This window comes from Asticcacaulis sp. (assembly GCF_051956075.1).
Lineage (GTDB): Bacteria > Pseudomonadota > Alphaproteobacteria > Caulobacterales > Caulobacteraceae > Asticcacaulis.
The window spans coordinates 113,427-128,772 of sequence record NZ_JBQCGA010000043.1 but is presented as its reverse complement, the minus strand read 5'-3'; the positions used below and the strand labels follow the sequence as shown (position 1 = coordinate 128,772).

Genomic DNA, 15,346 nt, shown 5'->3' with positions numbered 1-15,346 from the left:
CTTGTCCTCGGTGAGATCGGTGTGAAAGGCGTTCCAGCTATTCCAGCCCATAGGCGGCGTCGCCGCCTCGCCCGCCGTCATCGCGCTCCAGCGCCCGGTCGGCGCCAGCGGATCGGTGGCGGCCTGAGCCCCTGCGCTGCAAGCCGCGATCAGAGCAGCGCTGAACGCCATCGCCTGAATACCGAGTTTCATGACGCCTCCCAAGTCTTTATTGTAGGACAAATATTATTATCATCATTTAGCCGCAAGCCGACGCGGCGCGCAACCGCTTTCCGTCCGAGGCTATGCGAACAGTTTTGCCTCGCGCGCGAAGTTCAGGAACAGGGGCAGCCACAGGCCATCGGGGAAGCCCTGCCGCCAGCCGATGCCGAAACCGTGCCCACCGTGCGCCAGGAGATGCGTCTCCACGGTGACCTTGGCCACGGCCATCGCATCGCGTAACCGCACCGTATTGGCGACCGGCACGGTGGTGTCGTCCTCGGCGTGAACGAGGAAGGTCGGCGCGGCCTGCGGCGTCACATTGAGGTCCGGCGACCACTGGCGAATCTGCTCAGGCGTCGGCGTTCCGCCGAACAAGGCGGGCGCCACACCGCCATAGGCATAGGCCGGATCGACGCTTTGCACCGGATAGATCGGCGCCGTCAGGAAGGGCTGCGGGCTGAGTTGGTCGGTCGCGTCAACCGGCGCGTAAAACGGCGTGGCGTAGCGCGTGGCCATGGTCGTCGTCAGGAAACCGCCCGCGCTGAAGCCCATGACGCCGATGCGCGCCGGATCGAGTTGAAGACGTTTGGCATTGGCGCGGATGACGCGCATGGCGCGTTGCGCGTCGGCGGGACCGACGCTGGCCGGATCTTTCCAGCCGTCAAGCGCAAGCCGATAAAACAGGATGAAACAGGTGATTCCGGCGCGGTTTAAGATGTCAGCGATATGAACGCCTTCATGGTCGAAATAGTTCCACTCAAAGCCGCCGCCGGGAATGATCAGCATGGCCGATCCGTTCGGCTGTTGCGCCGGATACACCTGCATACGCGGTCGGCTTATGCCCTTCATGCGACGGCTGCTGTAGTTAGGGCTTGTCGAGGTCTGCTCGACGATTTCGGCCATGTCGGGATGGAGCGCGCCGGCGGGGGGATGCGGCCAGAGATCAATGACCTCATGAGCATCGCTCTCTTGCGACTCAGCCAGGGCGGGCGCAGACGCGCCCAAGCCAAGCGCAGACGCGCCCGCCATGAAAAACGGGAGTTGAACGAGATTACGGCGTGACAGGCTCATGAACGTCTCCTTGGTCCGACCCCGACATACATCCATCATTCGTCGCCGGGTTTTATCGTACATATAGTGCCTCCTTACAAAAGGTCATCATTTTTTATATAAAATATCATTTCATATGAAGCGCCATTCTCGCGGAAACTGGCCTCTGGAAAATGGCAGCAGATGGGCTCCGATACGCCAAGATTTTTTCGTATTTAAATGCGTAAATCACACTTGAAATTTCAACGCTTGCTCCATACTCTCCCCCCAACAGGAGGACACCCAATGCTTGATCGCCGCAAGCTGCTCGCCGCAGCCCTGGCCGCGCCGTTCGCGTCGTCGCCGCTGAGGGCGCAGCCCCTGACCGATGAACAGAGATCCGCGTTGAAAGCGGCCAATGCCGACCCGACCCTGGCCCCGGACCTGCTGCTGCCGGACAGGGAGATGGCCTGGTGGCGCGACGCCAAGTTCGGCGTCTTCATCCATTGGGGGCTGTACGCCATTCCGGCCAAGGGCGAATGGCACATGTTCAACGATAAGGTGTCGGCGGAGGATTATGCGAAACTGGCGCAGCAGTTCCATCCGCGCCACTACGACCCCGACGCGTGGGCGAAACTGGCGAAGCTGGGCGGCGCGCGCTACATGGTGATGACCGCCCGCCACCATGACGGCTTCGCCATGTGGAACAGCCCGGCCAGCTACCGTCATTTCGACGCGATGCATTCGGCGGCGCACCGCGACTTCATCGCGCCCTATGTCCGCGCTGTTCGCCGCGAAGGCCTGCGCGTCGGCCTCTATTATTCACCGCTCGACTGGCGCTTCCCGGCCTATTTCCACCCGAAAGAAATGCCCGAAAACGCCGCCCTGCTCAAACGCCAGACCTATGCTCAGGTCGAAGAACTGATGCGCAATTACGGCCATATCGACATTCTGTGGTGGGATGGCGGCTGGCTGGCGCCCACGGGCACGGACGCCGACGCCGCCTGGTTCTGGCAGCCAGACAAGCTGAACCGCATGGTGCGTAAATATCAGCCGGACATCGTCATCAATCCGCGTTCCGGCTGGCAGGGCGACTATGATGTCGCCGAAGGCCCCGGCCCGATCTCCGGCCCGATCCGCGCCCGCCCATGGGAAAAAACCTTCTCGATCAATGAAGGTGCCTGGGGCTATACGCCGGAAGACCACGTCATGACCGCCGATCAGGTCGTGCGGCTGGTTTCCGACGCTGTTGTGCGCAACGGCAATGTCCTCGCCAATCTCGGTCCTGACCGCGACGGCGTCATCCCGCCGAAACAGGCCGAGACGCTGAAAGAGGTCGGACAGTGGCTGCACCGTCATAACCGCGCCGTTTACGGCACGCGCCCCGGCCCCCTGCAACCGGTGGACGGCGTCTATGGCGCCACCATGTCCGGCGACAGCGTCTTTATCCATATTGTCGGCTGGCCCGATGACGTCCTCACCCTGCCGCCCTTGCCCGCCAGCGTCATCAGCGCCAGCAACCTGTCTGGCGACTCGGTGCAATGGAGCGCCGACATCCACGGCGTCAGGCTTTCCGTGCCAGCAAATGCACGCGGCAGCGCCGTCACCGTAATCGAACTACGCCTGGCCTGAGGCCCAACTCGTCCGCCGTAACCACGGGCGAGTTCCGGGTCTTAGCTCGCGCCTTCCGCGGCGTGGCCTTCAGATTGTCCGACCTCAGTTAAGACTGCCCGCTGTCTGCTGCCCGGAAACAGAGAGCGCATGGCCATGTAAGGCGGCAGAGGCTTTCCCAGGTCCGAATAACAGAGATATCTGTTCTGCAAGCCTGATGACGCACGCTATCACGATCTCAAGAAAGCCTTTCACACAGCCTTAAAAGCCTGCGGCATCAAAGACTTTCGGTTGCATGATGTGCGCCACACCTTTGCTTCTTGATGGGTTCAGGATGGCGGTCGAGATAACGATCAAGGCAATCGTCGGACACCGTTAAAAGAAAAGGCTCCCCGCGGGGAGCCTGTCTTTCGTGGAAATGGCGCACTCGGAGCGATTCGAACGCCCGACCCTCAGATTCGTAGTCTGATGCTCTATCCAGCTGAGCTACGAGTGCTGACCGTTTCAGCGCTGCCGGAAGCCCCGGCGGCGAGGTGGGGACGTTTAGTTGACCTCTTGGGCAAAGGCAAGGCCGCTTTTACATTTTTTTCGGCGCGCCGCGTTTTTTTGTTGATAGTCTCTGCACGCCTGGGCTCAGTAGTTATATGACCTGTACATTGTATCAGCCCTAGGAGCGCCGCCATGATCCACCTGTCCCTCAAATCTCTGGCGGCGGTGTCCATAACGGCGCTTCTGATCGCGGCGCCCGTCCACGCCAAGGAGGCCGTGAAGCTGGGGCCGGTCAAGCCTTTGATCGTCGCAGCGGAGCCCGAGGCGGCGAAGGCGGGCATGGAGGTGCTGAAGCGCGGCGGCACGGCGGCGGACGCGGCGGTGGCGGTGCAGGCCATGCTGGCCCTGATCGAGCCGCAAAGCTCCAGCCTGTCGGGCGGAGCCTTCATGCTCTATTACGACGCCAAGACCGGCGAGCTGACCGACTATAATGGCCGCGAAGTCGCCCCTATGGGCGCGACGCCCGACATGTTCATGCAGGACGCCACCACGCCCATGACCTTCAAACAGGCCGTGCTGTCCGGGCGCTCGACCGGCGTGCCGGGGGCCATCTTCATGCTCGACCGCGCGCAAAAGGACCACGGCAAGCTGGCCTGGAGCAGCCTGTTCGGCGACGCCGAAAAGGCCGCCACGGATGGATTCGTCATCACGCCGCGCATCGACAAGGATCTGCACACCGAAAACGCCACCTATCCCGAACGCGACGCGCCCGACGTGCTGGCCTATTTCAGCGATGGCAAGGGCGGCCTCGTTCACGCCGGGGATATTAAAAAGAACCCCGACTACGCCGCCACCATCAAGGCCATCGCCGCCCAACGCTCCGACGCTCTGCGTTACGGCAAGATCGCGCAGGACATCGTCAATAAGACGCATCAGGAGCCGATCCCCGGTTCGATGACCACGGACGACATCGCCAATTATAAGGTGATCGCGACCACCGCCAAGCCTTACGTCCAGACCGATGACTATCACGGCAAGCCTTTGTGCGCGCCCTATCATCAGTACATTGTCTGCACCAACAACACGCCGTCAGGCGGTCCGGCCCTGTTGCAGGGCCTGCGCATCGCCGAGAACCTGCCGCTGGCCAAATACGGCGTTCACGATCCGCGCGGCTGGGCGGCTTTGATCGAGGTCGAGCGGCTGATGTACGCCGACCGCGACCGCTATGAGGGCGACACCGCCCTGTTCGCCAAACAGATCAACGGCTATCTCAACAGCAATTACACCATGTCGCGCGCCGCCACGGTCAAGGTGGGAACGCCATCGCCCGCGCCGCAGCCGGGCCAGTTGCCGGTGTTCGCGCCGACGCCCGCCGCCGACGCCACCATCGAGCCGGGCGGCACAACCCATTATGTCATCCGCGACACCTTCGGCAATGTGGTCAGCATGACCACCACGGTCGAAAGCCTGTTCGGTTCGGGGCGCATGGTCGATGGCTTCTTCCTCAACAACCAGCTCACCGACTTTTCGTTCACGCCGAAACTGCCGGACGGCCAGCCGGTCGCCAATGCCGTCGCGCCGGGCAAGCATCCGCGCTCGTCCATGGCGCCGGTGGTCATTTTCGACCAGAAGGGCCATGTGGTCGGCGCCGTCGGCTCACCCGGCGGGCTGTCGATCATCGCCTATAATCTCAAGACCCTGATCGGCGTGCTGGACTGGGGCCTTTCCATGCAACAGGCGATCGACCTGCCCAATGTCATTGCGCGCGGCGACATGATCCGCGTCGAAAAGGCGCGCATGGAGCCCGCCGTCTGGGACGGTCTGACGAAGATGGGCTATAACTTGACCGCCGTGTCGGGCGAGGAATCCGGCCTGAACGGCTTCATTCTGAAGAACGGACGCTATGACGGCGGCACCGATCCGCGCCGCGAAGGCGTGGTTCTGGTCGGAGATCACGCTCAAACCGCGAAGTAATGCGCAACCTCGTCATCCTGACCGGCGCAGGCATTTCCGCCGAGTCCGGCGTGCCGACCTTTCGCGCTTCCGACGGCCTGTGGTGCGGCCACCGCGTCGAGGACGTCGCGACGCCGGAAGGCTATGAGACGAACCCCGCTCTGGTGCAGGACTTCTACAACCAGCGCCGCCGCCAGTTGCGCGAGGTACAGCCCAACGCCGCGCACAGGGCGCTGGCCAGGCTGGCCGCGACATGGGACGGCGACCTGCTGCTGGTGACGCAGAATGTCGATGACCTGCACGACCGCGCCCACGCCGACCTGCCGCCAAAGCCGGGGTTTAAGCTGATCCACATGCACGGCGAGCTTTTGAAGGCGCGTCATAGCGACACCGGCGAGGTCATCGACTGGCAGACCGACCTGCCCGCCGACGGCCCGTTGCGCCCACACATCGTCTGGTTCGGCGAAATGCCGCTGCGCATGACGGAGATCGAGCGCGCCCTCTCACAATGTGAGCTGTTCGTCTCCATCGGCACGTCAGGCAATGTCTATCCGGCGGCGGGCTTCGTTCAGACCGCGCGCCGCGCCGGAGCGCATACGGTCGAGTTGAACCTCGAACCGTCGCTCGGCCACGACCTGTTCGCCGAACGCCTCCACGGCCCCGCCACCGAGATGGTTCCGGCCTTTGTCGAGCGGTTGTTACACTTCTAACACAACCTTGCCGCAGTGATCGCCGGCGTCCATCCAGCGGTGCGCCTCGGCGGCCTGAGAAAACGGAACCGTCTTCGCCAGTATGGGCTTGATCAGGCCGCGTTCGATCAGCGGCCAGACCCGCATCCGCACCGCCTCAGTCAGCCGCGCCTTTTCGTCAGGCGAACGCGGACGCAGCATCGAGCCGGTCAGCACCGCCTGCCTGGCCATGATGCGGCGCAGGTCGATCTCGACCGTCGATGACTTGCCAAAACCGACCTGCACGATCCGCCCCTTCATCTTCAGGCAGGCAAGGTTCTTCGCGACGAAATCGCCGCCGACAATGTCCAGCACGACATCGGCCCCGCCCGCCGCCTTGACCGGCTCGACGAAGTCCTGCGCCTCGCTGTCGATGACGAGGTCCGCGCCCAAGCCCCGGGCATAGGCGCATTTTGCCGCCCCGCGCGCCGTCGCTATGACATATGCGCCGCCCCTATCGTTAAAAATGGCCTTCGCCATCTGGATCGTCATCGCCCCGATGCCGGAATTGCCGCCGTGAACCAGCACCGTCTCGCCCGCCTGCAAACCGCCATGCTCAATGAGGTTCGCATAAACGGTCAGCACATTCTCCGGCAGCGACGCCGCCTCGGCCAAAGACAGCCCTTTCGGGATCGGCAGCAGATGACGCGCATCGACGCTGACCCGCTCCGCATAGCCGCCGCCATTGACCAGGGCGCAGACCGCCATGCCTTCCGGCCAGCCGGGGACGCCCCGCTCAATCACGCCCGCCACCTCCAGCCCCAGAATCGGCGACGCGCCCGGCGGCGGCGGATAAAGCCCGCGCCGTTGCAGAATATCGGGCCGGTTGACCCCCGCAAAGCGCGTGCGGATCAGGACATGGCCGGGAAGAACCTCCGGTTCGGGTGCGTCAACCCGATACAGGTCGTCCGGTTTGTCCCCGCTATTATGAACAGAGATGGCCTTCATGCTGATTCGTTTTCCTTGCTTTCTTCGCCTGACAGGCGTTTCATGCCGCCCTTGAACATGGTCCGTTCCGGCGGCCCGTGTCCAGCCCTGAGCGGAGCCATAAAGGGAGATTTGGGGGATGGTGGAAGACGACCTGCCGACCAGGATCGGCCGCGACAGCGCCCTGTTCGCCGTGGTGCGTGAGGATCTCGACCCCTACAGCGTCGAGGATTTGCGCCTGCGCATCGAGATGCTGGAAGCCGAAATCGCCCGCAGCCGCGCCGCGATGGACTCCAAGACCCACCGGCGCTCCGCCGCCGACGCGCTTTTCTCCTTTAAGGGTAGTTAAGCCTTTCTAACCATAATGCCGCCTCATGATGGCACAGGCGTTGCACATGCCGTTCTGAGGTTTCCACGATGACACGCCGATGCGGGTCGTAAGGCGAACCTGACCGATTTAGCACAAGGCCCGTTTGATGTCCGACAGCAACCTTTCCCCGCTTAACGCCCGCGTGCATCTGGTGCGCGACTTCGCCGCCTCAGACCTGTTCGATCGCACCTTCCGCGAAGGCATGGCGCTGGTGGAGGAGACGGCGGCCTATCTCGACGGCGACGGACGCCGCGATTCACGCCTGCTGAGCCGCGAAGACGCGCTTTTGTATGCGGGCGAAAGCATGCGCCTGACCACGCGCCTGATGCAGATCGCCTCGTGGCTGCTGGTGCAGCGCGCGGTGCGCGAAGGCGATATGGAGGCGCAGGACGCCTGCGACGATAAATACCGCCTGGCGGCGGTGCGCGGCGAAGCGGGCGAAGCGGGCGCCACCCTGCCGGAGGGCCTCCTGAACCTGCTCGACCGCTCCAACCGCCTCTATGAGCGCATCTCGCACATGGACCGCCGCATGTTCGCCGAAGGCGAGGTCGTCGAAGCCGACATCAACCCGGTCATGAGCCAGTTGCAAATGCTGCAAACCGCCTTCGGCGGCGAATAAGGCTGCCGCCGTCCGGCGGCGCGATACGGCCTTAGGTTGCCGTTTGCCCGAAAAGCATTGACAGGAATCCCTCCGTCGCTACAGCTTGGCGTAGAGCAGGCCAATCTGAGGTCGTGCGTTTGGGGGGACTATCATGACGTTGCGGCTCCGGAGTCTGGGCGTTATTCTGCTGTGGCTGGTCGCAGCGCCAGCCCTGTGCGCGACCTCGCAGGCGCCGACGGCCTTTCCCTGGGCGATTAGCGACGAACCTCTGGACCCCGCCGTCCATTCTGGACGCCTGCCCAACGGCCTGAGCTATATCATCGTCCATAATGCTACGCCGTCAGGCACGGCCACGGTCCAGATGCGCGTCGCGGTCGGATCGCTGATGGAGACGCCCGGCGAACAAGGCATCGCGCATTATCTTGAGCATATGGCGTTCAACGGCTCGACCCACATGCCCGAAGATCAGCTTGTGCCATATCTGCAACGGCATGGTTTTCGTTTCGGCGCCGACGCCAACGCCTTCACCATGGATCAGAAGACCGATTACGTTCTGGACCTGCCCAGGGCCGATGCGGACTCACTCGACGCCGCCCTGTTCATGATGCGCGAAACGGCGAGCAACCTGTTGTTGCAGCCCGAAGCCGTGGCGCGCGAACGCGATGTCATTCTCGGCGAGGAGCGGATAGGCGCCAATGCTCTGTTGAACCGGACGCGCCTCTGGAACGCTCAGGTGTACGCGGGACAGCCCTATGCCGATTTCGCCTTCCCGATCGGCAAGACAGACGACATCAAGGCCGTTACCTCTGACAGGTTGCGCCGGTTTTACCATCGTTGGTATCGCCCCGAAACGACGACGATTATCGTGGTCGGCGATCTCGACCCCGCACAGGTGGAGGCGCGCATCCGTGAAAGCTTTGGCGACTGGCGCGCCGAAGGTCCGGCGCCGACGCCTGTCGATTACGGCCTCTACCGCAACAAGGGCCTGACCACGTTCAACGATGTCGACAACGGCCTGATCGAGGAAATGGGCCTGACCTGGTTCCGCCCCGCCGATACGCGCACCGGCACATGGGCCCGCGATCATGACGACTTGCTCAGCGGCACGGCGGTCATCGCGCTCGACCTGCGCCTGAACCGTCTGGCTCAGCAACCCGGTTGCGCCTTTCTGTCCGCCAGCGTGGTCAGCTACGCGGTTCCGCATACGGCGCAGGCGGGCAGCCTGTCCATTATTCCCAAACCCGGTCAGGACAAGGCCGCGTTCGATCAGGCCTATGACGCGCTGCGCCAGTTCCTCGATACGGGCGTGACGCCGGACGAGATCGCGGCGCTGCGCAGCTATCTGAACAATGGCCTGACCACCTACGCCGCCAGCTATGCGACGCGAAGCGATGGCGACATCGCCGCAAGACTCATCAACGATATCGACACGGACGGCGTGCCGACTCCGCTCGACTACAATCTGAAAATCATGCGACAGGACATTTACAATCTGAACGCCGCCGAGATCAACGCGCGCGCCCGCTTCCTGTTCAGCGGCGATGGTCCGGTGCTGTCGCATTCAGGCGACAAACCGTCCGATTTCGACGCGGCGGCCATGAAAGCCGCCTATCTGGACGCGAATGCGCGCAAGCTGACCGGATTCGCCGACGCCCCGGTCACGCCCTGGCCCTATATGGATTTCGGCCCGGCTGTCGCGCCGGTCAGTCAGCGCGACGTTCCTGAATTCGGCTATCGCCGCTACGTCTTCCCCAACGGCGTCAAGCTCAATGTCAAACCGACGAAACTGGCCGCCGGTCAGGTTCTGGTCGAGGTCGATTTCGCCGGCGGCGGCCTGCTTTACAGCCCGAAAACAAGCGCGCCCTTCTATCTGCTCGGTTGCGACTTCCTCATGGGCGGCGGACTGGGCAGGATCAAGGCCGAAGCCCTGCCGCGCGCCCTGGCGGGAAAACAGGTCGCGGTCGGCTGCGGCGTCCTGCCGGACAAGGTGACGCTTTCGGGCGCGACCAACGCCGCCGACCTGACGACCGAACTTCAGATCATGATGGCCTTCGCCACAGACCCAGCCCTGTCGCGACAGCCCTGGGACCGTTTTTTAAGCTTTGTGCCCGAACGGCGCCAGGCCGTTGACTCCACCCCCGGAGGCGTTCTGGCGGACCGGATACACGAGGTGACCGCGCCCGGCGACCATCGCGCCGACACCGCCCTTGTCGATGCGGCGCCGGGTCTTGACTACGCGCGCATCCAGGATATGTGGCGTAAGGCCCTGACGGGCACGCCGATCGAAATCACCATTGTCGGCGACGTCGATGAGGCGGCGGCGGTCGCACAGGTCGGGCGCACCTTCGCCAATCTGCCGCAACGGCCCGCCAGGGCGAACGAGGCCCCGGACGCGCGCCAGACGGATTTCCCAACGGCGCAGAAAGCCTACACCTTCTACCATAATGGCCGCAGCGATCAGGCGATCATGCAGGTGATCTGGCCGCTGCCCGGCTTTTACGCCAACCTGCGCCAGACCCGCACTCAGGCGATCCTGACCGCCGTGCTGAACGAACGTCTGCGCGTTAAGGTGCGCGAACAGGAAGGACAGGCCTATGACGCCAGCGCCAATGACTGGATGTCGAAGGTGAACGACCATTACGGTTTCGTCTGGGCGCAGGCCAGCATCAAGGCCGGGCATGAGGCCGACTTCCGCAAGGCGGTTGATCATATCGCCGCCGATCTGCGCGACCATCCGATCAGTGACGACGAGATGGAGCGCGCCAAAAAACCTTTGCTCGAAAGCATCGACAACGATCCGAAAAGCAATAACTACTGGCTTGGACTGTTGCCGACCCTGGCGGATGATCCGCGCTTGTTCGACTCGGCCCTTCATCGTCGCGACAGGCTGGCCGCCGTCAGCAAGGCCGATGTGCAGGCCGAGGCGCAACGCTACCTGACCGGCGCGGCGGCCATCACCGTCAGCGTTCTGCCGAAGCCCGACGCAAAGCCCTGAGGCTTCGCGTCGCTGGGGAAGCGCGCCCCGGCGTCTCGCGTGTGGCATGAGCTTTGAAACCTGTAAGGCGAGCTGTCCCAGTTTGGGCCGCTTTGGAACATTGGGGCACATCTTACAGGGGTTTTTAGACATGGCCACCGACATCGACCTGCACCTGGGCAAGCGCCTGCGCCGCCGCCGCCGCCTTCTGGGCCTGACGCAACAGCAACTGGCTCTGGCCGTCGGCATCCGCTTCCAGCAGATTCAGAAGTACGAATGCGGCGCCAACCGCATCTCCGCCGCGCGCCTGTTCCAGCTCGCCAAGGCGCTGGAGACGCCGATCAACTACTTCTATGACGGCCTGAGCGACGACACGACCGATGTGGCCGCCATCCAGAACGAAGGCATCGAAGTGTTTTCGCGTAAGGAGACGCTGGACCTGATCCAGGCCTATTACCGCCTGTCCGAGCGTCCGCGCCGTCGCCTGCTCGACCTCGCCAAGTCGCTGAACGGCGATAACGAACAGGCCGCCTGAGGAGGCTGGACCTGAGGAGGCTGGACCCGCATCGCCATCCGGGCTATGCGGGGGCATGACCCAACCTGATTACGCCCAGCTTGAAGCCTTTGCGCTGACCCTCGCCGACGCCGCCGCCAAGGCCGCCCTGCCCCTGTTCCGCCAGTCGGGACTGGGGACGGACAACAAGCTTGCACACCTGTCGCGCTTCGATCCGGTGACCGAGGCCGACAAGGGCGCCGAACGCGCGATCCGGGCGTTGATCAAACGCGACTTCCCCGATCATGGCGTGATCGGCGAAGAATATGGCGAAGACCGCCCCGACGCCGAGTTCGTCTGGGTGCTGGACCCGGTGGACGGCACGCGCGCCTTCATCTCCGGCCTGCCTTTGTGGACGACCCTGATCGGCCTGCGCCATCGCGGTCGCCCGGTTTTGGGCGCCATCGCCCAGCCGGTCCTGCAGGAAGTTTTTCTCGGCTCGCCGCTCGGCGCGCGCCTTGTCACCCCGCAAGGCGCAACGCCTTTGCGCGTGCGCCAGCCGACCCCGCTGGCCGAGGCCGTCATGGCCACCACCGACCCCTTCCTGTTTGCGGGCGCCGAGGCCGAGGCCTACGCTTCGCTGGTCGGCGCCGCGCGTCTGGCGCGCTATGGCTGCGACGCCTACGCCTTCGCCATGGTGGCGCAGGGCACGATGGACATGGCGCTGGAAACCGGCCTGAAACCGTGGGACATCGAAGCCATCATCCCGGTGATCGAAAACGCCGGCGGCGTGGTCACGGACTGGAAGGGCGAACCCGTCGGCCCGGAAGCCGGTCAGGTCATCGCCGCCGCCTCGCGCGAACTGCTGGACCAAGCGCTAGAACATCTGAGCAAGGCGGCAATATAAAATTATACCTCCCCATCTTCGATGGGGAGGGGGACCGCGCCCGAAGGGCGTGGTGGTGGGGTGTCTTCATACATGTCGGCGTCCCTATCGGAAGGGCGAGCCCTCACCGCATCTCACCGCGCTCTCGCCTATTCGGCTTACGGCCTGACCTCGCAGGTGGTCATGATCTCGGCGCGCAGTTCGGGAATGCCGAAGCCGCTTTCCGACGAGGTGGCCAGCACGACCGGGTGGGCGGCGGGACGTTTGCGGATCGCCTCGCGCGTGGCGGCCAGCACCTTCTCCAGCTCGGCAGGCTTGATCTTGTCGGCCTTGGTCAGCACGATCTGATAGCTGACCGCGGCCTTGTCGAGCGCGTCCATCGGCTCGTTATCGACCTCTTTCAGCCCATGCCGCGCGTCGATCAGCAGATAGGCGCGCTTGAGGTTGGCGCGTCCGCGCAAATAGTCGCGGCCGAGATTCTGGAACTTCTTCACCGTCGTCTTCGACGCCTTGGCCCAGCCATAACCGGGCAGATCGACCAGATGCAGGGCCGAGTTGAGGATAAAGAAGTTCAGCTCGCGCGTCCGACCCGGCTCATTGGAGGCGCGCGCCAGATGCTTCTGGCCCACAAGCGCGTTGATCAGCGACGACTTGCCGACATTGGAGCGGCCCGCAAAGGCCACTTCAGGCAGGTCGTCGCCCGGAAGCTGCGCCACCGCGGCGGCGCCCATAACGAAGGCGACCGGGCGGGCGAACAAGACCCGCGCGGCCTCCAGCGTTTCGTCGTCGTAAGGTTGATCGGTCACGCTGTCTTCTTTTGCGTCAGCTTGGCGAAGAAGTTATCGACCGGGTTCTCGACCTTGAGCCTGCGCATGATGCTGTATTGCTGCAGGATGGTCAGGATGTTGTTCCAGAAATAGTAGATCATCAGGCCGATGGCCAGTTGCGAGAAGAAGAAGACCATGATCAGCGGCATGAAGGCCATCATCATGCGCTGGTTCGGGTCCATCGCCGTGGTCGGGGTCATCTGCTGGCTCAGCCACATCGAGGCGCCGTAGAGGATGGCGATCGGCCCGATATGCAGCGGCCCGTTCAGGAAGCCGCCGATCACCGGCACATGCGCCGGATCGAACTTGAAAAGATGGAACAGGTTGACGATGGTGAGCGGATCGGGCGCGGACAGGTCCTTGATCCAGAAGATGAACGGCGCATGGCGCAGCTCGATCGACATCTGCAACACCTTGACCAGACAGATAAAGACCGGCAGTTGCAGCAGCATCGGCAGACAGCCCGACAGACCGGCCATCGGATTGACCTTCTCCTCCTGATACAGCTTCATCGTCGCTTCCTGCTGCTTGGCCGGATCGTCGGCATAGCGCTTCTTGATCGCGTCGAGCTTGGGTTGCAGGTGCTGCTGAACGTGCTTCATCTTCATCATCGACACATAGGAGCGATGCGCCAGCGGGTAGAAGATGATCTTGATCACCACGGTCAGAGCCAGGATGGCGAAGCCGAAATTGCCGATCCACTTATAGAGCTGGATCAGCAGCAGGTAGAAGGGGATGGTCAGCCAGTCCAGATGCCCCCAGTCGAGCGCATAGCCGAAGCGCGGCAGGTTCAGCGACTTCTGATAGGCGTTGAGCTGGTCGTGCAGCTTGGCGCCCGCGAAGATATGGCTCTGCGACGTCCAGGTCGCGCCCGGCGCAACCGTGATGGCGTTGTCGATATAACCGGCGCGGAACACCGGCGTCTTGTCCGGCAGGGTGGTCGCCGTGGTCGAATAATTGACAAGCTCCGACTGGTTCGGGATCACCGAGGTCATCCAGTACTTGTCGGTGATGGCGTACCATCCGCCCATCGACTGGCCTTGCGGCGGGGTCTTGGTCTTGATCAGGTCTTTATAGTGCTTGGACTGGCTGTGATAACCGGCCTTGGCGTCGGTCGCGTCCTTAGAGACGGTCGCCATCGTGCCTTCCAGCACGTAACCGGCATGGCCCGCATCCGACGGCATGCCGACGCGCGTAACGCTGGCATAGGGCTGGAGCTGCACCGCCTGCGCGCCCGCATTGGCGACGCTGTCGGTCACCGTGATCATATAGTTGTCGTCGATCGCGTAGCTGCGCTGGAATTTCAGCCCGGCGCCGTTGTCATAGGCCAGCGTCACCGGATGACCGGGCGAGAGTTTATCGCCGGAGGCCAGCGTCCACTGCGTGCCTGCGCCGGGCAGGTTCGGCACGTTCTGGCCAAAATAACCGGCCTCGGCGTAATAGGGGTGGGCGGTGTTCAGCGGGCTCAACAGCTCGACCAGCGGCGATGTCGGATCGACCGTGTCGTGATACTTGGCCAGATAGAGATCGTCGAGGCGCGCGCCGTCCAGCGCGATTGAGCCTTTCAGCGACGGGGTGTCGATGGCGACGCGCGGCGACTGGGCCAGCGCCTTGTCGCGCGGCAGCACGATCGGCTGCCCCGGAACCGGCAGTCCGGCGGCGGAGGCGCTCGACGAGGCCGACGCGGCGGCGGCCTGGGCGGCCTGCTGCTTCTTCTGCTGCGGGGTCAGGATGAAATACTGGTAAGCCGCAAGCAGCACCATGCTGGCGATCAGGAAGAAGATCATATTCCTGTTGTTGTCGTCTTTATTCATGGAGCGGCTTTTTCCTGAGAAGCTTGGGAAGGCGCGGAAGCGGGTCCGGGCCGGGTGTCGCGTGGGCTTTGCGGGCGGGAGAGCCTTAACAGGGCGGCTTTGACATCGTCAAGTAAAGCCTGCCAGTCGCGCGTCGTCGTGCCTGCGCGCGCTACGAAGACATAGTCGTGTCCCGGCTTGCCGTAGAGCGGCAGCAGGACTTCAGCGGCCTCGCGCAGGCGGCGTTTGGCGCGGTTTCGGATGACGGCGTTGCCGACCTTTTTGGTGGCGGTGAATCCGGCGCGCATCGCCTCTGAGTCGCTGCGGTCGCGCGCCTGCACGACCACGCCGGGACGGGCCTGCCACGGCGCCTTCGACGCGGCCAGAAAGTCGCTGCGGACCTTGATGCGGGAAATCATGCGAGGATTGGCCAGCCGGAAACAGAAAAAGAGCCCCTACGCAAC

Annotated in this window: 13 protein-coding genes, 1 tRNA gene and 1 pseudogene; 8 read left to right on the top strand and 7 right to left on the bottom strand. The window is 63.5% G+C overall.

Going from position 1 to position 15,346, the window contains the following annotated elements; genetic code table 11:
• Window positions 1-192 (bottom strand): annotated as a pseudogene (locus ACTHLA_RS11565) (NPCBM/NEW2 domain-containing protein); the annotation flags it as partial.
• A 90-nt stretch (window positions 193-282) separates the two neighbouring features.
• A complete protein-coding gene (locus ACTHLA_RS11560) occupies window positions 283-1,272 on the bottom strand; it encodes an alpha/beta hydrolase (protein ID WP_440189086.1) in 990 nt (329 codons plus the stop codon).
• A 264-nt stretch (window positions 1,273-1,536) separates the two neighbouring features.
• Here ACTHLA_RS11560 and ACTHLA_RS11555 point away from each other — a divergent pair, with 264 nt between their 5' ends.
• A complete protein-coding gene (locus ACTHLA_RS11555) occupies window positions 1,537-2,862 on the top strand; it encodes an alpha-L-fucosidase (RefSeq protein WP_440189083.1) in 1,326 nt (441 codons plus the stop codon).
• A gap of 398 nt (window positions 2,863-3,260) precedes the next feature.
• Here ACTHLA_RS11555 and ACTHLA_RS11550 read toward each other — a convergent pair.
• Window positions 3,261-3,337: transfer RNA gene (locus ACTHLA_RS11550), tRNA-Arg, on the bottom strand.
• A gap of 185 nt (window positions 3,338-3,522) precedes the next feature.
• Between ACTHLA_RS11550 and ACTHLA_RS11545 the strand changes: the two genes are divergently transcribed.
• A complete protein-coding gene (locus ACTHLA_RS11545) occupies window positions 3,523-5,304 on the top strand; it encodes a gamma-glutamyltransferase family protein (RefSeq protein ID WP_440189080.1) in 1,782 nt (593 codons plus the stop codon).
• A complete protein-coding gene (locus tag ACTHLA_RS11540) occupies window positions 5,304-5,993 on the top strand; it encodes an NAD-dependent deacylase (RefSeq protein WP_440189077.1) in 690 nt (229 codons plus the stop codon). The genes ACTHLA_RS11545 and ACTHLA_RS11540 overlap by 1 nt, the downstream gene beginning before the upstream one ends.
• On the opposite strand, the gene ACTHLA_RS11535 is transcribed toward ACTHLA_RS11540, so the two are convergent.
• The gene (locus tag ACTHLA_RS11535; protein ID WP_440189074.1) at window positions 5,982-6,959 is read right to left on the bottom strand and encodes an NAD(P)H-quinone oxidoreductase; all 978 of its coding nucleotides are present in this window, start codon (window positions 6,957-6,959) and stop codon (window positions 5,982-5,984) included. The genes ACTHLA_RS11540 and ACTHLA_RS11535 overlap by 12 nt on opposite strands.
• Window positions 6,960-7,077: 118 nt before the next feature.
• Between ACTHLA_RS11535 and ACTHLA_RS11530 the strand changes: the two genes are divergently transcribed.
• The 5 genes from ACTHLA_RS11530 to hisN all read left to right on the top strand — a co-directional run bounded on the left by ACTHLA_RS11530 (window position 7,078) and on the right by hisN (window position 12,283).
• Window positions 7,078-7,287, top strand: a complete 210-nt coding sequence (locus ACTHLA_RS11530) for a DUF1192 domain-containing protein (RefSeq protein WP_440189071.1) — start codon at window positions 7,078-7,080, stop codon at window positions 7,285-7,287.
• A 127-nt stretch (window positions 7,288-7,414) separates the two neighbouring features.
• On the top strand, window positions 7,415-7,927 hold the full coding sequence (rcdA, locus tag ACTHLA_RS11525) for a protease adaptor protein RcdA (RefSeq protein WP_440189068.1): 513 nt from the start codon (window positions 7,415-7,417) through the stop codon (window positions 7,925-7,927).
• Window positions 7,928-8,060: 133 nt separating this feature from the next.
• Entirely contained in the window at window positions 8,061-10,904 is a 2,844-nt protein-coding gene (locus ACTHLA_RS11520; protein WP_440189065.1) for a M16 family metallopeptidase, read from the top strand.
• A 130-nt stretch (window positions 10,905-11,034) separates the two neighbouring features.
• Window positions 11,035-11,418, top strand: coding sequence for a helix-turn-helix domain-containing protein (locus tag ACTHLA_RS11515; RefSeq protein ID WP_440189062.1), 384 nt, complete (start codon window positions 11,035-11,037; stop codon window positions 11,416-11,418).
• Between the two features lie 55 nt (window positions 11,419-11,473).
• Window positions 11,474-12,283: a histidinol-phosphatase gene (gene hisN, locus ACTHLA_RS11510; protein WP_440189059.1), complete on the top strand. Its 810-nt coding sequence runs from the start codon at window positions 11,474-11,476 to the stop codon at window positions 12,281-12,283.
• 137 nt (window positions 12,284-12,420) lie between these two features.
• On the opposite strand, the gene yihA is transcribed toward hisN, so the two are convergent.
• The 3 genes from yihA to rnpA are packed head-to-tail and all read right to left on the bottom strand — an operon-like array spanning window position 12,421 to window position 15,301.
• Window positions 12,421-13,068, bottom strand: coding sequence for a ribosome biogenesis GTP-binding protein YihA/YsxC (gene yihA / locus ACTHLA_RS11505; RefSeq protein WP_440189056.1), 648 nt, complete (start codon window positions 13,066-13,068; stop codon window positions 12,421-12,423).
• Window positions 13,065-14,903 carry a membrane protein insertase YidC gene (yidC, locus tag ACTHLA_RS11500; protein ID WP_440189053.1) on the bottom strand — a complete coding sequence of 613 codons (1,839 nt, stop codon included), beginning with the start codon at window positions 14,901-14,903 and terminating at the stop codon, window positions 13,065-13,067. Before yidC ends, yihA begins: the two co-directional genes overlap by 4 nt.
• The gene (gene rnpA, locus ACTHLA_RS11495) at window positions 14,900-15,301 is read right to left on the bottom strand and encodes a ribonuclease P protein component (protein WP_440189050.1); all 402 of its coding nucleotides are present in this window, start codon (window positions 15,299-15,301) and stop codon (window positions 14,900-14,902) included. The genes yidC and rnpA overlap by 4 nt, the downstream gene beginning before the upstream one ends.
• Window positions 15,302-15,346: the final 45 nt, after the last annotated feature.

Coding starts and splice junctions, on each gene's coding strand:
- ACTHLA_RS11560 (WP_440189086.1), bottom strand. CDS start 1,272: ATGAGCCTGTCACGCCGTAATCTCGTTCAACTCCCGTTTTTCATGGCG.
- ACTHLA_RS11555 (WP_440189083.1), top strand. CDS start 1,537: ATGCTTGATCGCCGCAAGCTGCTCGCCGCAGCCCTGGCCGCGCCGTTC.
- ACTHLA_RS11545 (WP_440189080.1), top strand. CDS start 3,523: ATGATCCACCTGTCCCTCAAATCTCTGGCGGCGGTGTCCATAACGGCG.
- ACTHLA_RS11540 (WP_440189077.1), top strand. CDS start 5,304: ATGCGCAACCTCGTCATCCTGACCGGCGCAGGCATTTCCGCCGAGTCC.
- ACTHLA_RS11535 (WP_440189074.1), bottom strand. CDS start 6,959: ATGAAGGCCATCTCTGTTCATAATAGCGGGGACAAACCGGACGACCTG.
- ACTHLA_RS11530 (WP_440189071.1), top strand. CDS start 7,078: ATGGTGGAAGACGACCTGCCGACCAGGATCGGCCGCGACAGCGCCCTG.
- rcdA (WP_440189068.1), top strand. CDS start 7,415: ATGTCCGACAGCAACCTTTCCCCGCTTAACGCCCGCGTGCATCTGGTG.
- ACTHLA_RS11520 (WP_440189065.1), top strand. CDS start 8,061: ATGACGTTGCGGCTCCGGAGTCTGGGCGTTATTCTGCTGTGGCTGGTC.
- ACTHLA_RS11515 (WP_440189062.1), top strand. CDS start 11,035: ATGGCCACCGACATCGACCTGCACCTGGGCAAGCGCCTGCGCCGCCGC.
- hisN (WP_440189059.1), top strand. CDS start 11,474: ATGACCCAACCTGATTACGCCCAGCTTGAAGCCTTTGCGCTGACCCTC.
- yidC (WP_440189053.1), bottom strand. CDS start 14,903: ATGAATAAAGACGACAACAACAGGAATATGATCTTCTTCCTGATCGCC.
- rnpA (WP_440189050.1), bottom strand. CDS start 15,301: ATGATTTCCCGCATCAAGGTCCGCAGCGACTTTCTGGCCGCGTCGAAG.